Here is an 18594-nt window from a genome sequence, read left to right as displayed (position 1 = left end):
TCCAAATTAAAAAAAATGTTATAAATACGAATAGGAGCATGCTTTTCAAACTTATCTTATGTCCTTTTCTAATTGGTCTGGATTTTGTCTTGTGTCAAAAACGGTGATAATCTCAATCTCTTTTTTGTCAAAGTTTATTCTATAGTAAAAAGTAGTTTGTTTTGTTACAACACATTTAAAAAGCCCTTTGAATAAGTATGATTCTGGACAACTTTCAGGTTGATTTGAAATTTGTTCAATTTTAGAAGTTAGCTTTTTAATAAAATCATTTCGAACTTTCAAATTCCAATTCTCTAAAAGAAAATCATTCAATTTTAAAAGTTTATTTTCAGCTAATTCGGATAAAAATACTTTCACTAAGAGATTTTTTTCAAAAAGTCATTGAACTCAACTCTTTTTCCTTTATTTAACTCTTTTATCCCTTTTTCAATTTCTTCTTGTTCGGGCACACTCAATTCATCCCAAAAGTCAACTTTTTCTTTTTGTATGAATTCTGTGATTTTTTCGATGAATTTATCATTCTCAATGTTGAGAATCATTTTTACCAATTCTATTTTAGAAGTTTGAATATCCATAATATTTATTTCTTAAATTCAAAGTTACAAAAAAATAGTCACAGATATTCCCAATGCATTGTCTTTCCAACGAAGGAGGAATCGTAGTACCTATTTTGATAAAGTATAGTTTACTCAAATTTGTTTTTTTTACCGTTAGCTGAGTCATTGCGAGGAACGAAGCAATCACATCCAGTATTTCGACAAAGTAAGTGACAAGTTTGCGGAAGTATGTAGTTTTTAGTTTAAGAAACTGCGTTACAAACGCTGCGATGGTGCTCCAAATTAAAATGGGTACTCGTTGCAAACGAGCACCAGAGTGGAGAAACGCAAATGTGAACTTACCACAAAATTCGCAATTGTGTGAAACGGCTGTTATGCGTTCGTGCTTATATTAATATTTAAAATTTTTTTCATGATTTTCTAAAAACTTTTTGCGCGGACTTTCTTCTTTCCCTTTATATTTTTCTGTTTCAAAATAATATGCTGCATGTGAACATTTCAGAAATAATTTTGATTCTTCTTCTGACAATATCCATTCGTATGATTGCGATTTTTGAAAAAAATCAATCATGATTTTAAATTTAAAAGCATTTAAATCTTCCTCGAAGTAATATATTTCACTTTCGTCTTTATCTACAAAAGTCATATTACTTTCATCCAATTTCTTTTTTGATATAGAATCATTGATAATAGAAAACATTGTAATGACATAATCAGCTACCCAATTTTCTTTTCGTAATATTACTAGTTTCATATTTTACTTAAGTTTCGTTATGCTTTAATGCTTTTAACCTTCTCCACCTTCAGTCATATTCCCAAGTGGATTATGTTTAGAAATATATTCTCTCTCAAATTTTTTACAATCTCTTCTGGTTCCTTCATAAACAATTTTTTGCTTGACTTGCTCATGGTACTTTTGAATGAATTTAGATTTAAACAAATGTGATTCGTCATAAAAAGCGCCTCTGATGTGTTGCTCAAATCTTTCTGATGGATTAAATGCAATACCTACATAAAAAACAAAAAAATCACATTCTAAAGTATATACATAACAATATTCTTCATCAGAACCTAAATAGTTTTCTTGTAGTTGTTTGATTTCTTTTTCTCGCTCGGAAAATGACATTTCAAATGAATTGGTTTCATATTCTAATGTTATTATTTCATCATATTTATTGATTAATTCGATACCTGATTTAAGGAATTCAATTGTTTCATTATATATTTTTTCAATTTTTTGTAAATCATATTTCAACATATCATATTTAACGCTGAACTCCCATTTAAATTTGTAGCCTCTGTTATTAAAAAAATCTTCTTTTAAATAATAAACGTCATGCCATATTTCATATGATTTTCTACCCCAAGTTTGGTATTCATCTACAAAAAGTTTCACTTTTTCTGAATTTATGCAATAGGGCATAGGAGTATATGAATAGCCCAGTTTGTCTATCTTATACATTTTAAGTTTTACCTTAAATGATAAACACTTTTTATAAATTTCAATTGCTTTGTCTCCGATAAATGTTGGTAAAGAGTTTTTTTGATACTCTACTAACAAATCATTGGTTTTGAAGTTTTCCATTATTTCAGAAATTCTTTTGAAATCAGGATGTAATTCACGCCATTCATCAAAATGCGAAAGAACTTCTTTTCGGTTGTTGTCTAATTCTTGGATAAATTTTTTTGCTTCCTCCATTTATATTGCAATGTGATTTAGGTGTCGAATTTGCAGAGATATACTAGCATGACGCATAACTAGTATATAGGTCTGACGATATCAGACTTATGGCCCCAAAATTGGGTATATAGGTCTGATAAACGTCAGGCTTTATTTATTTTCAAATATATAAATAAATCACTGAAAAATCTTATAAATTAGAATTAGTAATTAATTTATTGCTAAAGATATATTCTTTAAGTGACTCATTATTACGGGAAACCGTAAACGGAGTTACTTATCGCAAATCCCTAGCCCTGAAAGTAGTGGAAAGCCTATGCCGGTTGAAAACTACTTTTTTCTGGTGGTGGCAGAGCGAATCCCGACACTTCGGGAGAAGCTCCTGCCAGCGGCTAGAAAAAGGGTTTGAAACCAAATAGCTTGCAGCGTAGGGCGGGAATTGCTCCTGAAAAAGATCCTGAAATAAATTCAGGATAAAAAAATTCCCCAACTACTTTCGTAATTGAGGAATTTAATTTTAAATAAGAAATCGAAACGGTTATTAGTTAACAATAACCCATTGACCTGAAGCGATTAAGCTTTCGGCTTTTTTGAATTTCATTTCTTGTGTTTGTCCGTTAGCCACGTTTTGAATTGTAACGGTGTCATTGCGATTGATTTTTGGCATATCTCTCACGATCGTTTCCGTTACTTGTCGTTGTTGGGTCTCTCCAGCCTCACGATTTATATTTTCACTGTTTGGAATTTCGTCTTTACTCAATTTATAATCTTCTTTCTGACGAACTACTTTTGCTTCCTGAATTTGTTGATTCTCTTGAGCCGGTAAATCACCTTTGAACAAGAACGAAATTACTTCTTTGTTTACATTGTCAAGCATTCCTCTAAATAAATTGAACGCTTCCAGTTTGTAAATAAGCAATGGATCTTTTTGTTCGTGAACGGCTAATTGAACAGATTGTTTCAACTCGTCCATTTTACGCAAGTGTTTTTTCCAAGCCTCATCAACAATAGACAAAGTAATGTTTTTCTCGAAATCAGCAACTAATTGTGCCCCTTGAGTTTCGTATGCTTTTTTCAAATCGGTAACCACATTTAAGGTTTTGATTCCATCAGTGAATGGAACTACAATACGCTCAAACTGGTTGTTTTTATCTTCGTAAACATCTTTTATGATAGGGAAAGCTTCTCTGGCACTTCTTTCTGTTTTCTCCGTATAAAATTCTAGTGTCGCTTTATATACTTTACCGGTTAATTCCATTTCAGTTAATTTCACAAACTCACTTTCTGTAACCGGAGAAGTGATAGAGAAATAACGAATTAATTCGAATTCAAAGTTCTTGAAGTTATTTGTTGCTTTATTTTCGTCAACAATCAATTCGCAAGTATCGTAAAGCATGTTGGCAATATCTAATTTCAAACGCTCTCCAAACAAAGCATGACGACGACGTTTGTAAACTACTTCACGTTGTGCATTCATAACGTCATCGTATTCCAATAAACGCTTACGAACACCAAAGTTGTTCTCTTCTACTTTTTTCTGAGCACGTTCGATAGATTTGGTCATCATAGAATGCTGAATCACTTCACCTTCCTGCAATCCCATTCTGTCCATCACTTTAGCCACTCTTTCAGAACCAAATAAACGCATTAGGTTATCTTCAAGAGAAACATAGAACTGAGAACTTCCAGGGTCACCTTGACGACCTGCACGACCACGTAACTGACGGTCAACACGACGTGAATCATGACGTTCCGTTCCTACAATCGCTAATCCACCAGCCGCTTTTACTTCAGCAGATAATTTGATATCGGTACCACGACCAGCCATGTTAGTAGCAATTGTTACCACACCGGATTTTCCTGCTTCTTCAACGATTTGAGCTTCTTGTTTGTGCATTTTTGCATTCAATACATTATGCGCAACACCTCTCATTTTAAGCATTCGGCTTAATAATTCTGAAATCTCTACCGAAGTTGTTCCAATTAATACCGGTCTTCCTGCATTTGATAATTGGGTTACATCCTCAATTACAGCATTGAATTTCTCACGAGTAGTTTTATAAATAAAATCCTCTTTGTCTTTTCTTGCCATTCCTCTGTTAGTAGGAATTTCTACCACATCCAGTTTGTATATTTGCCATAACTCACCCGCTTCAGTTACTGCTGTTCCAGTCATACCGCCTAGTTTGCTGTACATTCTGAAATAGTTTTGTAAAGTTACTGTTGCAAATGTTTGTGTAGCAGCTTCAATTTTTACGTTTTCTTTGGCTTCAATTGCTTGGTGCAATCCATCAGAATAACGACGACCATCCATGATACGACCTGTTTGCTCATCAACAATCATGATTTTGTTGTCCATGATTACATATTCTACATCTTTTTCGAATAAAGAGTATGCTTTTAAAAGCTGGGTCAATGTGTGAATACGCTCACTTTTAATTCCGAAATCTTGGAATAATCTTTCTTTTTCTTCCGCTTCTGCGTCTTTATCCAGTTTTTTCTTTTCGATAGCTGCAATTTCAGTTCCAATATCCGGAAGTACGAAAAAGTCAGCATCAGTATCTCCTGAAAGGAATTTAATTCCGTTATCAGTCAATTCAACTTGGTTGTTTTTTTCTTCGATTACAAAATACAACGCTTCATCAATCTTATGCATTTCGCGATTGTTGTCCTGCATGTATTGGTTTTCGGTTTTTTGAAGCAATTGTTTGATTCCTTCCTCACTCAAAAATTTAATTAAAGCTTTATTTTTAGGTAAACTTCTGTACGCTCTTAACAATAAGAATCCGCCTTCTTTAGTATTTCCTTCTTTGATTAATTTTTTAGCTTCAGATAAAAATCCGTTAGCCAACTGACGTTGTAAACTAACTAAGTTTTCAATCTTTGGTTTCATTTCCATGAATTCATGACGATCACCTTGTGGAACTGGTCCTGAAATAATCAATGGTGTTCTTGCATCATCAATCAAAACAGAATCGACCTCATCAACAATGGCGTAATTGTGTTTTCTCTGAACTAATTCATCTGGCGTATGCGCCATGTTATCTCTTAGGTAGTCAAAACCAAATTCATTATTTGTTCCGTAAGTGATGTCAGCATTATATGCTTTTTTTCTTCCTTCAGAACTTGGTTGGTAATTGTCAATACATTCAACAGTTAAACCATGAAATTCAAATAAAGGTGCTTTCCATGTACTATCACGTTTTGCCAAATAATCATTTACCGTTACTAAATGTACCCCGTTCCCGGTCAAAGCATTTAAATACAACGGTAAGGTTGCTACCAATGTTTTTCCTTCACCCGTTTGCATTTCAGCTACTTTTCCTTCATGCAAAACCATTCCGCCAATTAACTGTACGTCATAGTGAATCATGTCCCAAGTAATTTCTTTACCGGCTGCACTCCACGAATTAGCCCAAATTGCATTATCACCGTCTAAAGTGATGTAGCTTTTAGTTGCAGAAAATTCACGGTCTTTTGCAGTTGCAGTTACAACGATTTGAGTATTGTCTTTAAATCGTCTTGCTGTTTCTTTTACTACGGCAAATGCTTCAGGAAGAATTTCCAACAACGTTTTTTCCGAAATATCGTAAGCTTCTTTTTCCAGCGCATCGATAGCGATATAAATATCCTCTCTTTTATCAATGTCTTCAATGCTTTCCACTTCCTGTTTCAATGCGTCAATTTTAGCATCTTTTTCAGAACGGGCTTGTTTTATTTTATCTTTGAAAAAAGCGGTACGCGCTCTAAGTTCATCATTAGATAATGCCATTAGAGGATTTTCAAAAGTTTTAATTTTGTTAAGATAAGGCTGTAATGCCTTGACATCTTTTTGAGATTTATCTCCAACAAAGACTTTAATGATACTGTTTATAAAACTCATAATATGTTTTTATTTCTATTTGTGTAATTGTGTAAATTTAAACAAAAAAAAAGCCTCTTTTGAGACTTTTTCTTGGTTTACTTTTTAATATTCATCCTCATTCCAAAGATAATCTTCGTCTGTAGGATAATCTGGCCAAATTTCTTCCATTGATTCATATATCTCGCCTTCATCCTCAATAGATTGAAGGTTTTCTACTACTTCTAATGGAGCTCCTGCTCTAATAGCGTAGTCAATAAGTTCGTCTTTGTTAGCAGGCCACGGGGCATCACTTAAATAGGATGCTAATTCTAATGTCCAATACATCTGTTGTCGATTTAGTTTTGTGCAAAAATAAATTTTTTACTGAAAAAGACAAGTAAAAAATCATTTATTTTTAGTTAAAGTTAAGAACGTCTTTGTTGATTGCTGATTTTTGATTTCAGAATAACGATTTTTGATTTTAAAAAATGCTTTTTCACGGTTTTAAATCGCTTATAATCATTTGAATTAAATATAGATTTAACTTTTCAGTAAATCTGAAATTAAAAATCGTTAATCTTAAATCCTATTTCCTTGGAATCCATTGAACTTCCGCAGCGTTCAAATCATGAGACAACTTTCGTGCCAACACAAAAAGATAGTCAGAAAGTCGGTTCAGGTACTTAATTGCGATTTCGGCAACGGGTTCATTGTGGCTTAAATGGACTGCTAAACGCTCTGCTCTGCGACAAACGCAACGTGCTATATGACAATATGACACAGTTGTATGCCCACCAGGAAGTACAAAATGGGTCATTGGCGGCAATGCTTCTTCCATAGCATCAATTTCATTCTCCAATAATTCAATATCGGACTCAATAATCCCTAGTTTTTTTAAACGTAATTCCCCGTTTTTCATCACCTCTTTTTCTGGAGGCGTAGCCAATAAGGCGCCAACTGTGAATAAGCGATCTTGAATTTCTATAAGGATTTCTTTGTAATGGCTATTCATTTCCTGATCCCGAATCAAACCGATATGAGAATTCAATTCGTCAACGGTGCCATAACTTTCTATTCGTGCATGGTCTTTTGGGACTCTGGTTCCACCAAAAAGTGCTGTTGTTCCTTTATCTCCAGTCTTTGTATATACTTTCATCTACCGTTTATTTGATTTTAAAAGAACAAATTTAGGGTATTAATTCCACTATTGCCGTTACAAATCGTTCCAGTGAACGGTCACTGAGATTGAAATACAAATCGGGTTCGATGCACTCAATTTCCATTAAGTACAAATCATTGTCAATTATTATTCCGTCCACTCGGGCATACAATAAATCATCTTGAAAAGTATGGACAATTTTTAGCGCTTTTTCAATGAGTTCCTGACTTGGTTGAATCAAATTGTATTTTCCTCCAAATTGGGATTGTACTCTAAAATCCCCATCAATGGGTTTCTTGTTCACACAATGGGAGAATTTTTTATTGAAAAAGATAAAGGAAGTTTCACCCAAAGTTTGAATTTGCGGCATGAATTCCTGTAAAAGCAATTCTTTCTGTGAAGCGATAGTTTTGTATTGTTCGTTTATTTTTGGAATATCCGACAGTTCAAAAACCTCGGTGAGATACGAGCCTGCAGAAAAGGCAGGTTTTATAACTGCTTTTTTCCAATGCGAGGGAATGCGTTCTGCAAGATTGAGATTATCTGTTTTATCTATGAAAACTGTGGGCAGAATTGTGATTCCCTGCTTTTCCATTTCACGCAAATAAAACTTATGTATATTTTGCTTGATTACTTCAATAGGGTTAAGTGTTTTAATTCCTAATTTTTCTATTTGGTCGAGCCAAATCGTAAATTCGGTTTCTTTTTCGAAATAATCCCAGGTATTGCGAAAAATTAAATAGTCGAAATCAGTCCAATTGATGGTTTTATCACTCCAAATTACCGCTTTGGCTTCTATATTATGTTTGGCTAATACAGGAATTAATTTTTGATCTTCAGGAGTTAAATCGGGAAGTTTTTCGCAGGTCAGTAAAGCAATTTTCATCTTGGTTGGAGGTGTTATTTGGAATTTTAGATGGCATTGTTAGTGGGATTCCCTAGCCCATATAAAAGTGCTATCCTCTTTTATGTGATTCAAACGAAGGAAGAATCATATGAAAGAGAAACAAGCGGATAGCCGGACATGAGCGAAGCGAACTGACGAAGTAAATAGCTTATAAAAAACTATTTAGTAGTATCACTTTCAATAAGTCCATCTCTTAAACGGATAATTCTATGAGCGTAAGCCGCAATTTCCTCTTCGTGAGTTACTAAAATCACAGTATTCCCATTGGCGTGAATGTCGCCAAAAAGCTTCATAATCTCCACGGATGTTTTACTGTCTAAATTTCCTGTAGGCTCATCGGCAAGGATAATGGACGGTTTGTTGACCAAAGCACGGGCAATTGCAACACGCTGGCGTTGTCCACCTGAAAGTTGGTTGGGTTGGTGGTCCATTCTATCGGCAAGATTTACCTGCTCCAATACTTCAGTAGCTCGGGCATTTCTCTCGGATTTAGAAAATCCTGCGTAAATCATGGGTAAAGCCACATTATCTAGTGCAGTTGTTCTTGGTAAAAGGTTAAAAGTCTGGAAAACAAAACCAATTTCTTTATTGCGAATTTCGGCTAATTCATCATCTTTCATCTGGCTTACATCTTTTCCGTTCAGAATATAACTCCCTGAAGTTGGTGTGTCCAAACAACCTAATAAATTCATTAAAGTTGATTTTCCAGATCCTGATGGTCCCATTAATGCAACATATTCCCCTTTATTTATTTGTAAATCAATGCCTTTTAGGACATAAACGATTTCGTTTCCGAGTACAAAATCTCGTTTGATATTGGTTATTTTTATTAACGGGTTTGCCATTGGTATTTTTGATTTTTACCCTTGAGCATTGCTTAGGGAACTATTAAATTAGATTTTAAAAGTACAAAAGACTTTTTAATTATTAATAAGTAGTTGTTTTTTTAAAATTGTTACATTTTTGGACTCAATTTAAAACAGCAAAGTGATTTATATAATTGTAATAATTGTTTTTTTACTTCAAATACTGTTTTTAATACACAGAATTGCTTTTTTATGTTTTACACTATTTTAGTAATAATTTATATAATTCACATTTTTTTATTTTTTATATCACAATTAATTTGATTTATTTCATAATTTTTGGTTTTTTATTGAATATGCGATAGTGTTAATTACATTTGTTGATGTAATATTTAATCAAATCAAGTAATTATGAAAAATACAAAATTGTTGTTAGGATTAGCGGTAATCGCTTTAGGATTTACCTCTTGTAAAGATGAAAAAGCAGAGCAAGCAGAGAAAACAGTTGACACTTATGTAATGTATGTAGATTCATTAGGTAATGTAGCTGCTAAAGATGCTAAAGAAAATTGGCAAGGTATTGAAGCGACCTATCAAATAAGAAATGGAGAAGCACAGGCGGCTTTGACAAATATGAAAGATAATGCGAAAATGCAAGAACGCCTTGATGCAGCAAATGCTAAATATGAAGCTTTGAAAGCTAAAGTTGAATCTGAAAATACAGCGGAACAAAAAGTTACAGCGGTTGCAAATCCAAAACAACAACTAAGAAATGCTTTGTTTGGTGAAGGAAAAATAGGGGATGACATGAATTTTGACTGGGTAAATGCAGCTAATATTCATAGAGTTTACCAACAATTTGTGCATGCTGTTGAAGACAATAAAGATAAATATTCTCGTGAAGACTGGGATGAAGTTAAATTAATGTACGAAGCATTGGATAGTAGAAAAAATACTGTTGAAAAAGAAGGACTTTCATCTGAAGACAACAGAAAAATTGCTGGTTTAAAATTGAAATTTGCACCAATGTATACATTGAATAGAATGGGAGCAAAATCAGGAGAAATGAAAAGAGCTAAAGAATAAGGAATTACTAATTCAAAGTTAGAAATGACAGTCAGCAATGGCTGTCATTTTTTTTATGTTTGATTTTTCCAATATTGATTTCAAAAACGATAGCTTGAATTAGAATCTTTTGCTTTACTGTTTTAAAAGTTTTTTATACGAACAGTCATTAGGTTACTATTTTGTAAATTGCTTTAATATCCTTCAATATTTCATCAAAGTCTATTTTCAGGTCAATTAGTGTACCGGTATGGATGTCAAAAATCCATCCATAAACTTTTAAATTGCGTTCGCTGTTCGCTTTTTGAACTTCAGCAGTTTTGATGATATTGATGCATTGTTCCTGCACATTTAATTCTACGAGTCTTTTATATCTTTCTCCCTCATTTGTTATGGAGTTTAGCTCTTTCCTGTGAATTCGGTACACATCACGAATGTTTCTTAGCCAAGGGTTTAAGATGCCCAAATCAGATTGTTGCATGGCTGCAAGTACACCGCCACAACCATAATGCCCACAAACGACAATATGATTTACTTTTAGATGCACTACGGCATAATTAATAACTGACATGGAGTTCAGGTCAGTATTGGGAACCATATTGGCAATATTTCGATGTACAAAAACCTGTCCTGGTTGCAAGCCCATAAGCTCTTCAGCAGAAACACGGCTGTCAGAACAACCTACGTAAAGAAATTCAGGAGACTGTCCTTCTGCTAGTTTTTCAAAGTAATTTTCGTCAGATTGAAGTTGTTTGGCAATCCAGCTGTGATTATTCTTAAAAATTTGTTTTACGTCCATGAGATGTTATTTTGAATTTTAAATGTACAAAATCTAAATCCGAATTACAAAATGTTCTTTGGGCTGTTCTCTTCTAAAAAACACCAATCCCCATTGAAACGTATCAATAGTTACAGTCACTTTTGGATGTTTTTTTATGATTTCCCACGCTTCTTCCATTTCTGGGGACCAATGAATGTCATCGAAAATCCAAACGGTTTCGTTGGTAATTGTTGGAAGTAATAATTCAAAATATTGTAGCGTTGCTTTCTTGGAGTGATTGCCGTCGAAGTAGATTAAGGAAAAGTGTTCAGTGTTCAGTTTACTCAAATAAGCGTTGAATTCGGTTACTTCTGAATTTATATTGTTTAAACCAAATTGTCTGAATTGACTTTTTGCAATTGCCATTGTGTTAGGACACCCTTCCAGTGTTGTGATTTTTGCTTTTAAATTACCTAATGAAAACGCGGAAGTCGCTAATCCTAATGAAGTGCCAATTTCTAAAATAGATTGCTTTGCCTGTTCGCTATCGTTCGGGTCAGGCTGCAAATAATTCGTGATTCTAAATAATAATTCGGCACGTTTTGGAGAAATCCCCGCTGTTTTAGCAATCTTGGAAATTACTCTTGTATTGGACCTGAAAACTTTTGAACCTGCGCCAAAATCAGTTACTTCAATGGTATTGTTGTTTTCTAAAAGTGATTTTCTGTAATTTCTTAGAACAGTATATTCCGGTTTTGACTTTTTATCATAAAAGCATTTGGTCAATAAAGTAAATACAAAAGGAGAATGTACCGCATGCTCATTTTTTGAGTGCCAAAGGAATTGTAAGTACGATTTTATTTGGAATAACATAAAGATAGTTGCAAAGTAGGTGCGAAGATAGTAAGATAATAGTCGAAAGTCAAAAGTCTGAAAGTTGCAATGACATAATCTTTACGCTGGGACTTTCGACTTTATGACTTTGAAACTTTACGACTTTAAAATGGCTATATTTGCCGCCTTGGAATTTATACCAAGAATAATACACGTTTTTTAAGATGATAATATCAGCAATAGAAAATAAGACTGCCATAAGCTCGGAAGAAATTGACCGATGCATCGCTATTTTGGCACAATTGAATACGGATACAGACCAAATATTTGATATTCCAAAAGAACAACGAACGGCTTTAATCAAAGCTGCAGGAATGTTTTCCAGACCGGATCGTGATGAACTTTCCCGTAGAAAAAAGGATGGAAAGCTGGCCGTCAAAAGGAAAATGGAAAAACGGGACAGAACCGCCCGTAAGGAAACCGGAATTCGGCATGCCCGCGAAGCGAGTGTTTTTGTGGCACCAAAATTATTGGCCATGAACCATCTCGCTCTCAAAGAACAATTAGAACTGGAAACTCCCAGAAATTGTTACGTTTGTAAAACCGAGTTTACTAAAATGCACCACTTTTACGATACAATGTGTACCGATTGTGGCGATTTTAATTATGCCAAACGATTTCAAACCGCAGATGTAAAAGGACAAGTTGCTGTTATTACTGGCTCTCGTCTAAAAATAGGCTATCACATTACGTTGATGCTCTTACGCGGAGGCGCAACTGTTATTGCTACGACTCGTTTTCCGGTGGATTCCGCTTTGCGTTTTTCTAAGGAAGATGATTTCATGGATTGGGGACATCGTTTGAAAATTCACGGATTGGATTTACGACACATTCCCAGTGTGGAGATTTTTTGCAATTTCATAGAGCAAAAGTACGAGCGTTTGGATATCTTGATTAATAATGCAGCACAAACCGTGAGACGTCCCGCCGGATTCTATGCCCATTTAATGGAAAACGAGGAACTTCCTATCGCTTCTTTACCCCAACAAGCACAAGAACTATTACTGGATCATACCAATTGTTTGGATGAATTAAAAGTATTGACATCAGGAGTTTCTTCGAATCAAAATATGCCGGTGACTTGGCATGGACCAGAACCGGGTATTGGGTTGCGGGCTTCCGCCAAATTATCCCAGATTCCGTATTCGTTTGATAATGCGCTCGTGGCGAATGAAGTTTTCCCGGAAGGGGAACTTGATGCCGATTTGCAGCAAGTAGATTTAAGAAAGACTAATAGCTGGCGTTTGCGATTGGGACAAATAGAAACGACGGAAATGATTGAAGTGCAGTTGGTGAATTCAGTAGCGCCATTTGTATTGTGTAACCGCCTTTCGGAAGTAATGAAGAAAGATAACACGGGACAAAAGCATATCATTAATGTTTCGGCTATGGAAGGAAAGTTTCATCGCTTTTTTAAAGAAGACCGTCATCCGCATACTAATATGGCCAAAGCTGCTTTGAATATGCTGACGCACACTTCCTCAGGAACTTTAGCAAAAGACGGAATTTTTATGAATGCCGTAGATACGGGTTGGGTAACCGACGAAGATCCAGCCGAATTAGCCAAAAGAAAACAGGAAGAAGAAGATTTTCAACCGCCATTAGACATTGTGGATGGTGCGGCGCGAGTTATGGATCCGTTATTTGACGGTATCAATACAGGAAAGCATTGGTGTGGGAAGTTTTTGAAAGATTACAATCCTATTCCTTGGTAGGAACGATTCATTTATAAAATTAAAAACCACAACAGAATCTAATTCTGTTGTGGTTTTTTGTTGGCTTGCATTACTGACTCAGATTGTAAATCATTACTGCCTAAATAATTTATGAAATTTTTAGAGTTTTAAATGAGGTTAGAAAACATTTTATTAATTAGTTTTGTTGTAAATTAATAATTTAAGAGCTGTTATTATGCGGTTTTCTTTTTTTTATTATCTTTAATACAGAATTCAACAATATAAAAATTGAAACATTAATTTAATCACATTTTAATTTAAAATACTATGGTAATAGAGTATAAAGGAGAACAGAACGGAATTCCGACAAAATTTACTATAAAAATAATCGGAAATAATATATCGAAAACAAGTTCGAATTACCAAATTGATTTATTGGTAGGGGACAAGCAATTGCCAACTTTTAGAACATTTATTCATAAGAGTTTGTCTAATTGTTTAAAAGAAATTTACTTGTTCCGTAAACACAACGGTATCAAGTTTGATGCATCTTCAGAAAAAGTTGCGCCTAAAGTAACCCTTTACAATTCGATTTTATACAACTACCACAAGAAGACCTTGTTTATGGCATAAATCATTTGCAAAGGCTTTAAGTTTATACATGAAAAACCACAACAGAATTAGATTTTGTTGTGGTTTTTTGTTTTGTGCCGTTGCAGGTACGGAAAGGATTTCTGTCTTTATTTTGTATTTTATAAATTTAAAAATTTTGTCAAATGTGCCGGATAATTGTTTAAGTCTTGTTCAATTTGAGCACTCTTGAAAATATCAAAACAGTTATAATCCGGTAGAATATCATAACCGCAAAAACGGTAATTGCTGGAAATAGTAAGGAAAAGATCGGCAGTGCCTTTGCCTTGCATCAGTAACTGGGAAGGATTGTCAAAAGCTTCTGCTGGAGCATTCCAAGTGGCACAAATCATAAATTTTTTTCCTTGCATCTTTCCGCCTGATCCGTATTGTTTAGACTCGTCTTCTCTGGATCTTCCGTCTCCGGAAAGAAATTTTTGGCTATGCAGTCCGCTATTGAACACTTCGTCAACATACTTCTTGTATATCCACGGTGCGCCAAACCAGTTTACGGGAGTTTGCAAAATTACAATGTCGGCTTCCAAATGTTTTTCTACTTCTTCATCAGGATTGTAGCCCTTTTCAACTTTTGTTTCTAAAATGACATAAGATTGAGAAGTGAAAAAATCTTTTGCAGTTTGAATAAATGAATTGTTAAGCTTTCCTTCTGTCCAATTTGGATAAGTTAAATGAGTATCAATCAGTAATACTTTTTTTGTTGTTTCCATTTTTTAATAATTAATAAAGTTTTCAGTTCTAAATCGTAACGTTTCTGAAATTACTATTTAGTACGACAAAATTAAGGGTTAGCATTATCGCCAAAGTGTACATACTACTAAAAAAAAGGAATCATTTTACTGATAAAAAAACGCCTAGATTGAAGACGTTCCTAATTATTGAATTTGTTTCTTGCTTGCGAGTTGTAATCGATATTCTCTTGGCGTGAGGTTTACCTGCTTTTTAAAGAATTTTGAAAAGTAATTTGGGTATTCAAAACCCAATTCATAAGCCACTTCGGCAGTATTCATTTTGGTGTTTTCTTCCAATAATTCCTTTGCCTTTTTAATCACAAATTCGTGTATGTTTTCAATGGCAGATTTTTGTGTAAAATGCTTAACGATATCGCCTAAATAGTTTGATGTTAATCCTAATTTGTCGGCGAAATATTGAACATTTGGAATCTGTTTTACAGGTTGATTGTAATAATCAATTAAACTTTGTTGAAAGTCAGTTATAATTCGATTGTATTGTTTTGGATTGGTTGAAAACTGCCTGTTATAAAATACTTCTACCAATGAAACCAACACATTCACATAAGAAATCAAAAGACCGAAATGTTGTTTTTCGCTTTCGTAATATTTCAGCATTAATTGAAAAACGGAACTGATTTCTCGGACCTCTTCTTCGTTTAAATACAAGGCTTCGTGTTGTCCGTAATCCAGATATGTTTTGAACAAAAACCGATTTTCTTCGATAATTTTCTTAGAAAGTTGCAAATACATTCCAGTATAAGTGGGCTCCACATCCCAACCAGTTGTTAATACTAAATCCGGGCTATTGAAAAATACGGCTGTAACAGGTTCTGCATCGGGTACAGCTTTACTTTTAAAATTAATTTTAATAGAAATTCTATAAAAATCCACCATTACAGGTTCTGACTTCAAAAGCATATTAGGCGGGTCATAATACCCGATATCAATATCATTATCCAATGGCTTTGGCAGACCAATGTATTTGTTGTATGAAGTGAAGTCTTTGAAAGTTTTCATGCTACAAAATTACTTTTTTATTCTTTTACTAACTGAGTTTCGTTTTTAAAATAAAAACCCACAACAGAATCAAAATTCTGTTGTGGGTGTAAGCTAAATGGGATTAATGTTCGATACTACAAACTGATACTGAACACTGAATACTAATTTTATCCCTCAATCTTAGCCGAAAGCTCAAACCATCGTTCTTCTTTCTCTTCAATTTTATTGATGATGTTTTTCAATTCATTAGCTTTCTTTTCAATATCAGCTTCGGCAATTTTTCCGTCTGAAAATAATTGCTCAATAGTTGCTTTCTGAATTTCTAAATCTTTTATTTCTCGTTCCGTTTTTTGAAATTCTTTTTGCTCGTTGAATGTCAGGTTCCCGGTTGGATTGTTTTGTTTCCAGTCTTTTTTGTCGGCTTTGTTTTCCTCTTTTTGAGCTACATCGGCACTGTCTTCATAGGCTCTAAAATCAGAATAGTTTCCAGGGAAATCTTCCACGACACCATCACCTCTAAAAATAAATAAGTGATCTACAATTTTATCCATGAAATATCGATCGTGAGAAACCACTAAAAGACAACCCGGATAATCCAAAAGGAAGCTTTCTAAAACATTCAGGGTCACAATATCCAAATCATTGGTTGGCTCATCCAGAATCAAGAAGTTTGGGTTCTGAATCAAAACCGTACACAAGTACAAACGTTTCAATTCACCACCACTCAATCTATCAACAAAATCGTACTGTTTTTTAGAATCAAACAAGAAACGCTCTAACAATTGAGAAGCCGAAATCAATTTCCCTTTCATCAACGGAATGAATTCTCCGTATTCTTTAATCACATCAATCACGCGCTGACCCGGTTTTGGGTTAATCCCGCTTTGCGTGTAGTAACCCACTTTTATCGTTTCGCCAATCACTACTTTTCCGCCATCAAGCGGTAAAGTTCCAGTCAATAAATTCAGGAAAGTAGATTTTCCAGTCCCATTTTTCCCAATGATTCCAATGCGTTCGCCACGTTGAAAATCAAAACTGAAATTATCCATGATCACATGATCCTTGAATTTCTTGGAGATTTTGTGAAGCTCAATAATCTTGCTTCCCATACGTTCCATATTGATTTCAAGCTCTACTTTATTTTCACGACGGCGACTTTGTGCTTTTTCCTTGATTTCATAAAAATCATCCTGACGCGATTTCGATTTTGTCGTTCTCGCTTTTGGCTGACGGCGCATCCATTCCAGTTCTTTCACAAAAAGATTCTGTGCTTTATCCACACTCGAATTTTCGGATGCGATGCGTTCTTCTTTTTTCTCTAAATAATAGGAGTAATTTCCTTTGTATTGGTATAATTTTCCGTTGTCAAGTTCAATGATTTCATTACAAACACGCTCCAAAAAGAAACGGTCGTGCGTCACCATAAACAACGTAATATTTTCTTTGGCAAAATAGCTTTCCAGCCATTCGATCATCTCTAAATCCAAGTGATTTGTAGGTTCATCCAGAATCAATAAGTCGGGACGATTGATCAAAATAATAGCCAATGATAAACGTTTTTTCTGTCCACCGGAAAGATTTTTTACTTTCAGTTTGAAATTTTCCAATTTCAGTTTGAACAAAATTTGCTTGTACTGCGTTTCAAAATCCCACGCATTATGCTGATCCATTCCGTCAAAAGCTTTTTGATACGCTTCTTCATCCTCAGGATTTTCTAATGCTTTTTCATAGGCTTCAATCACTTTCAAAGTCTCATTATCTGAAGCGAAAATGCTTTCTTCAATGGTCAATTCGTCTTGCAAATTGTTGTTTTGAGAAAGGAAAGCCATTTTTATACCTTTTCTCAAAACCACTTGTCCTGTATCAGACTCTTCTAAACCATTAATAATACTCATAATGGTCGTTTTTCCAGAGCCATTTTTGGCTATGAAGGCAATTTTTTGGTCTTTATTGATTCCAAAAGAAATGTTTTCAAAAAGCGTTCTTTCTCCAAAAGATTTCGATATATTTTCGACAGATAAGTAATTCACAAGTGTAATTTTTTGCAAAAGTAAGCTATTTAAACGAAGTTGTTGCAATCACATGACTTTGAGTGCAAAATGAAATGAAATATCTAAAGAATTTAGCGGGAATGATTCGATAAAAATGGTTTTAGCATTTTATAAATGATACTGTTTTTAATTTTTTGATTGTTTTAAGTTTTGAATCAGTACTGCAGTTATTTCTAATGTAGCGCCAGCAACAGGCTTGTAGTTCACAAAATTAAATTTACACAGGTTGTTAATGTTTAAGCGTTTACCATTTGGTAATCCGTCTTGTTTAAAATCAGACCACGGAATTTTTATTGTTGTAAATTTATCCGGAGAAATAGGTAAATCAACTCTTGGATGAGAGCCTCCATGCACGCAACCCGTTCCATCCTCATTTCCTTCACGGGCTTGTAGTTTAATAGGATGTGAGGATTTATAAGTGATACTGACAAAATTTGAGTCTTCAGGTAAATTAGTTGGAGATCCATCATTTGATTGAGAAGGTGTTATAAGCACATTCAATTCAATTTCACCAACAGGAGAATTAGTAGCTGTTACACGAATAATGGTGTCTTTTTTGCGAATGGTATTGATGACTTCTTGGTTTTCAATTGTTGGTCCGGCAACATACCAAACGCTCGAAATGACGAGATTGGTATCATTGTTACTTTTCTTTTTTGTATCCGTTTTGAAACTTGAAATCAAGCATAAAGTTATAATCAAACCAATATATTGAGTCCAGTTACCAAATCGTTTATTTCTCATGATGTAGTTTTTTAGATTTGTGCTAAAGTAATTAAGAATTATTTCTTTAGATGTTAGTTAAAGAAAAAA

General features: G+C 34.3%; 18 protein-coding genes. 3 read left to right on the top strand and 15 right to left on the bottom strand.

Annotated elements, in window-relative coordinates:
* Window positions 1–51: 51 nt before the first annotated feature.
* The 9 genes from ACM55H_RS04760 to ACM55H_RS04720 all read right to left on the bottom strand — a co-directional run bounded on the left by ACM55H_RS04760 (window position 52) and on the right by ACM55H_RS04720 (window position 8993).
* The gene (locus ACM55H_RS04760) at window positions 52–357 is read right to left on the bottom strand and encodes a type II toxin-antitoxin system RelE/ParE family toxin (protein WP_416835408.1); all 306 of its coding nucleotides are present in this window, start codon (window positions 355–357) and stop codon (window positions 52–54) included.
* On the bottom strand, window positions 357–575 hold the full coding sequence (locus ACM55H_RS04755) for a hypothetical protein (protein WP_416835407.1): 219 nt from the start codon (window positions 573–575) through the stop codon (window positions 357–359). The genes ACM55H_RS04760 and ACM55H_RS04755 overlap by 1 nt, the downstream gene beginning before the upstream one ends.
* 373 nt (window positions 576–948) lie before the next feature.
* On the bottom strand, window positions 949–1311 hold the full coding sequence (locus tag ACM55H_RS04750) for a hypothetical protein (protein ID WP_416835406.1): 363 nt from the start codon (window positions 1309–1311) through the stop codon (window positions 949–951).
* 33 nt (window positions 1312–1344) lie between these two features.
* Window positions 1345–2256 carry a GIY-YIG nuclease family protein gene (locus ACM55H_RS04745; RefSeq protein WP_416835405.1) on the bottom strand — a complete coding sequence of 304 codons (912 nt, stop codon included), beginning with the start codon at window positions 2254–2256 and terminating at the stop codon, window positions 1345–1347.
* 523 nt (window positions 2257–2779) lie between these two features.
* Window positions 2780–6121: a preprotein translocase subunit SecA gene (gene secA / locus ACM55H_RS04740; RefSeq protein ID WP_416835404.1), complete on the bottom strand. Its 3342-nt coding sequence runs from the start codon at window positions 6119–6121 to the stop codon at window positions 2780–2782.
* Window positions 6122–6205: 84 nt separating this feature from the next.
* On the bottom strand, window positions 6206–6427 hold the full coding sequence (locus ACM55H_RS04735) for a DUF2795 domain-containing protein (protein ID WP_007138072.1): 222 nt from the start codon (window positions 6425–6427) through the stop codon (window positions 6206–6208).
* Window positions 6428–6668: 241 nt separating this feature from the next.
* The gene (locus tag ACM55H_RS04730) at window positions 6669–7238 is read right to left on the bottom strand and encodes a cob(I)yrinic acid a,c-diamide adenosyltransferase (protein ID WP_416835403.1); all 570 of its coding nucleotides are present in this window, start codon (window positions 7236–7238) and stop codon (window positions 6669–6671) included.
* Window positions 7239–7269: 31 nt separating this feature from the next.
* A complete protein-coding gene (locus ACM55H_RS04725) occupies window positions 7270–8127 on the bottom strand; it encodes an ATP-grasp domain-containing protein (RefSeq protein ID WP_416835402.1) in 858 nt (285 codons plus the stop codon).
* A gap of 179 nt (window positions 8128–8306) precedes the next feature.
* Complete coding sequence (locus tag ACM55H_RS04720; protein ID WP_039110941.1) at window positions 8307–8993, bottom strand: ABC transporter ATP-binding protein; 687 nt, start codon at window positions 8991–8993, stop codon at window positions 8307–8309.
* A 372-nt stretch (window positions 8994–9365) separates the two neighbouring features.
* Here ACM55H_RS04720 and ACM55H_RS04715 point away from each other — a divergent pair, with 372 nt between their 5' ends.
* Window positions 9366–10040 carry a hypothetical protein gene (locus ACM55H_RS04715; RefSeq protein WP_416835401.1) on the top strand — a complete coding sequence of 225 codons (675 nt, stop codon included), beginning with the start codon at window positions 9366–9368 and terminating at the stop codon, window positions 10038–10040.
* Between the two features lie 148 nt (window positions 10041–10188).
* Here the strand turns inward: ACM55H_RS04715 and ACM55H_RS04710 are convergent, their stop codons facing one another.
* Both ACM55H_RS04710 and ACM55H_RS04705 read right to left on the bottom strand, forming a co-directional pair.
* The gene (locus ACM55H_RS04710; protein ID WP_416835400.1) at window positions 10189–10818 is read right to left on the bottom strand and encodes a carbonic anhydrase; all 630 of its coding nucleotides are present in this window, start codon (window positions 10816–10818) and stop codon (window positions 10189–10191) included.
* A gap of 33 nt (window positions 10819–10851) precedes the next feature.
* Entirely contained in the window at window positions 10852–11652 is an 801-nt protein-coding gene (locus tag ACM55H_RS04705; protein WP_416835399.1) for an O-methyltransferase, read from the bottom strand.
* A 185-nt stretch (window positions 11653–11837) separates the two neighbouring features.
* On the opposite strand from ACM55H_RS04705, the gene ACM55H_RS04700 reads away from it, so the two are divergent.
* Together ACM55H_RS04700 and ACM55H_RS04695 are read left to right on the top strand one after the other, a co-directional pair.
* Window positions 11838–13388, top strand: coding sequence for an SDR family NAD(P)-dependent oxidoreductase (locus ACM55H_RS04700; protein WP_416835398.1), 1551 nt, complete (start codon window positions 11838–11840; stop codon window positions 13386–13388).
* A 288-nt stretch (window positions 13389–13676) separates the two neighbouring features.
* Window positions 13677–13982 (top strand): hypothetical protein, encoded by a 306-nt coding sequence (locus tag ACM55H_RS04695; protein ID WP_416835397.1) that lies wholly within the window; start codon window positions 13677–13679, stop codon window positions 13980–13982.
* A 119-nt stretch (window positions 13983–14101) separates the two neighbouring features.
* On the opposite strand, the gene ACM55H_RS04690 is transcribed toward ACM55H_RS04695, so the two are convergent.
* From ACM55H_RS04690 to ACM55H_RS04675, 4 genes are all read right to left on the bottom strand, one after another.
* Complete coding sequence (locus ACM55H_RS04690; protein ID WP_416835396.1) at window positions 14102–14707, bottom strand: NAD(P)H-dependent oxidoreductase; 606 nt, start codon at window positions 14705–14707, stop codon at window positions 14102–14104.
* A 165-nt stretch (window positions 14708–14872) separates the two neighbouring features.
* A complete protein-coding gene (locus ACM55H_RS04685) occupies window positions 14873–15748 on the bottom strand; it encodes a helix-turn-helix domain-containing protein (protein WP_416835395.1) in 876 nt (291 codons plus the stop codon).
* 149 nt (window positions 15749–15897) lie between these two features.
* Window positions 15898–17760 (bottom strand): ABC-F family ATP-binding cassette domain-containing protein, encoded by a 1863-nt coding sequence (locus tag ACM55H_RS04680; protein WP_416835394.1) that lies wholly within the window; start codon window positions 17758–17760, stop codon window positions 15898–15900.
* Between the two features lie 147 nt (window positions 17761–17907).
* Complete coding sequence (locus ACM55H_RS04675; protein WP_416835393.1) at window positions 17908–18525, bottom strand: hypothetical protein; 618 nt, start codon at window positions 18523–18525, stop codon at window positions 17908–17910.
* Between the last annotated feature and the right edge of the window lie 69 nt (window positions 18526–18594).

Origin of the sequence: Flavobacterium cryoconiti (assembly GCF_048158645.1) — a bacterium.
GTDB lineage: Bacteria > Bacteroidota > Bacteroidia > Flavobacteriales > Flavobacteriaceae > Flavobacterium > Flavobacterium cryoconiti.
Note: the sequence above shows the minus strand (reverse complement) of the source record. Positions and strands in the feature narration are given on the sequence as shown.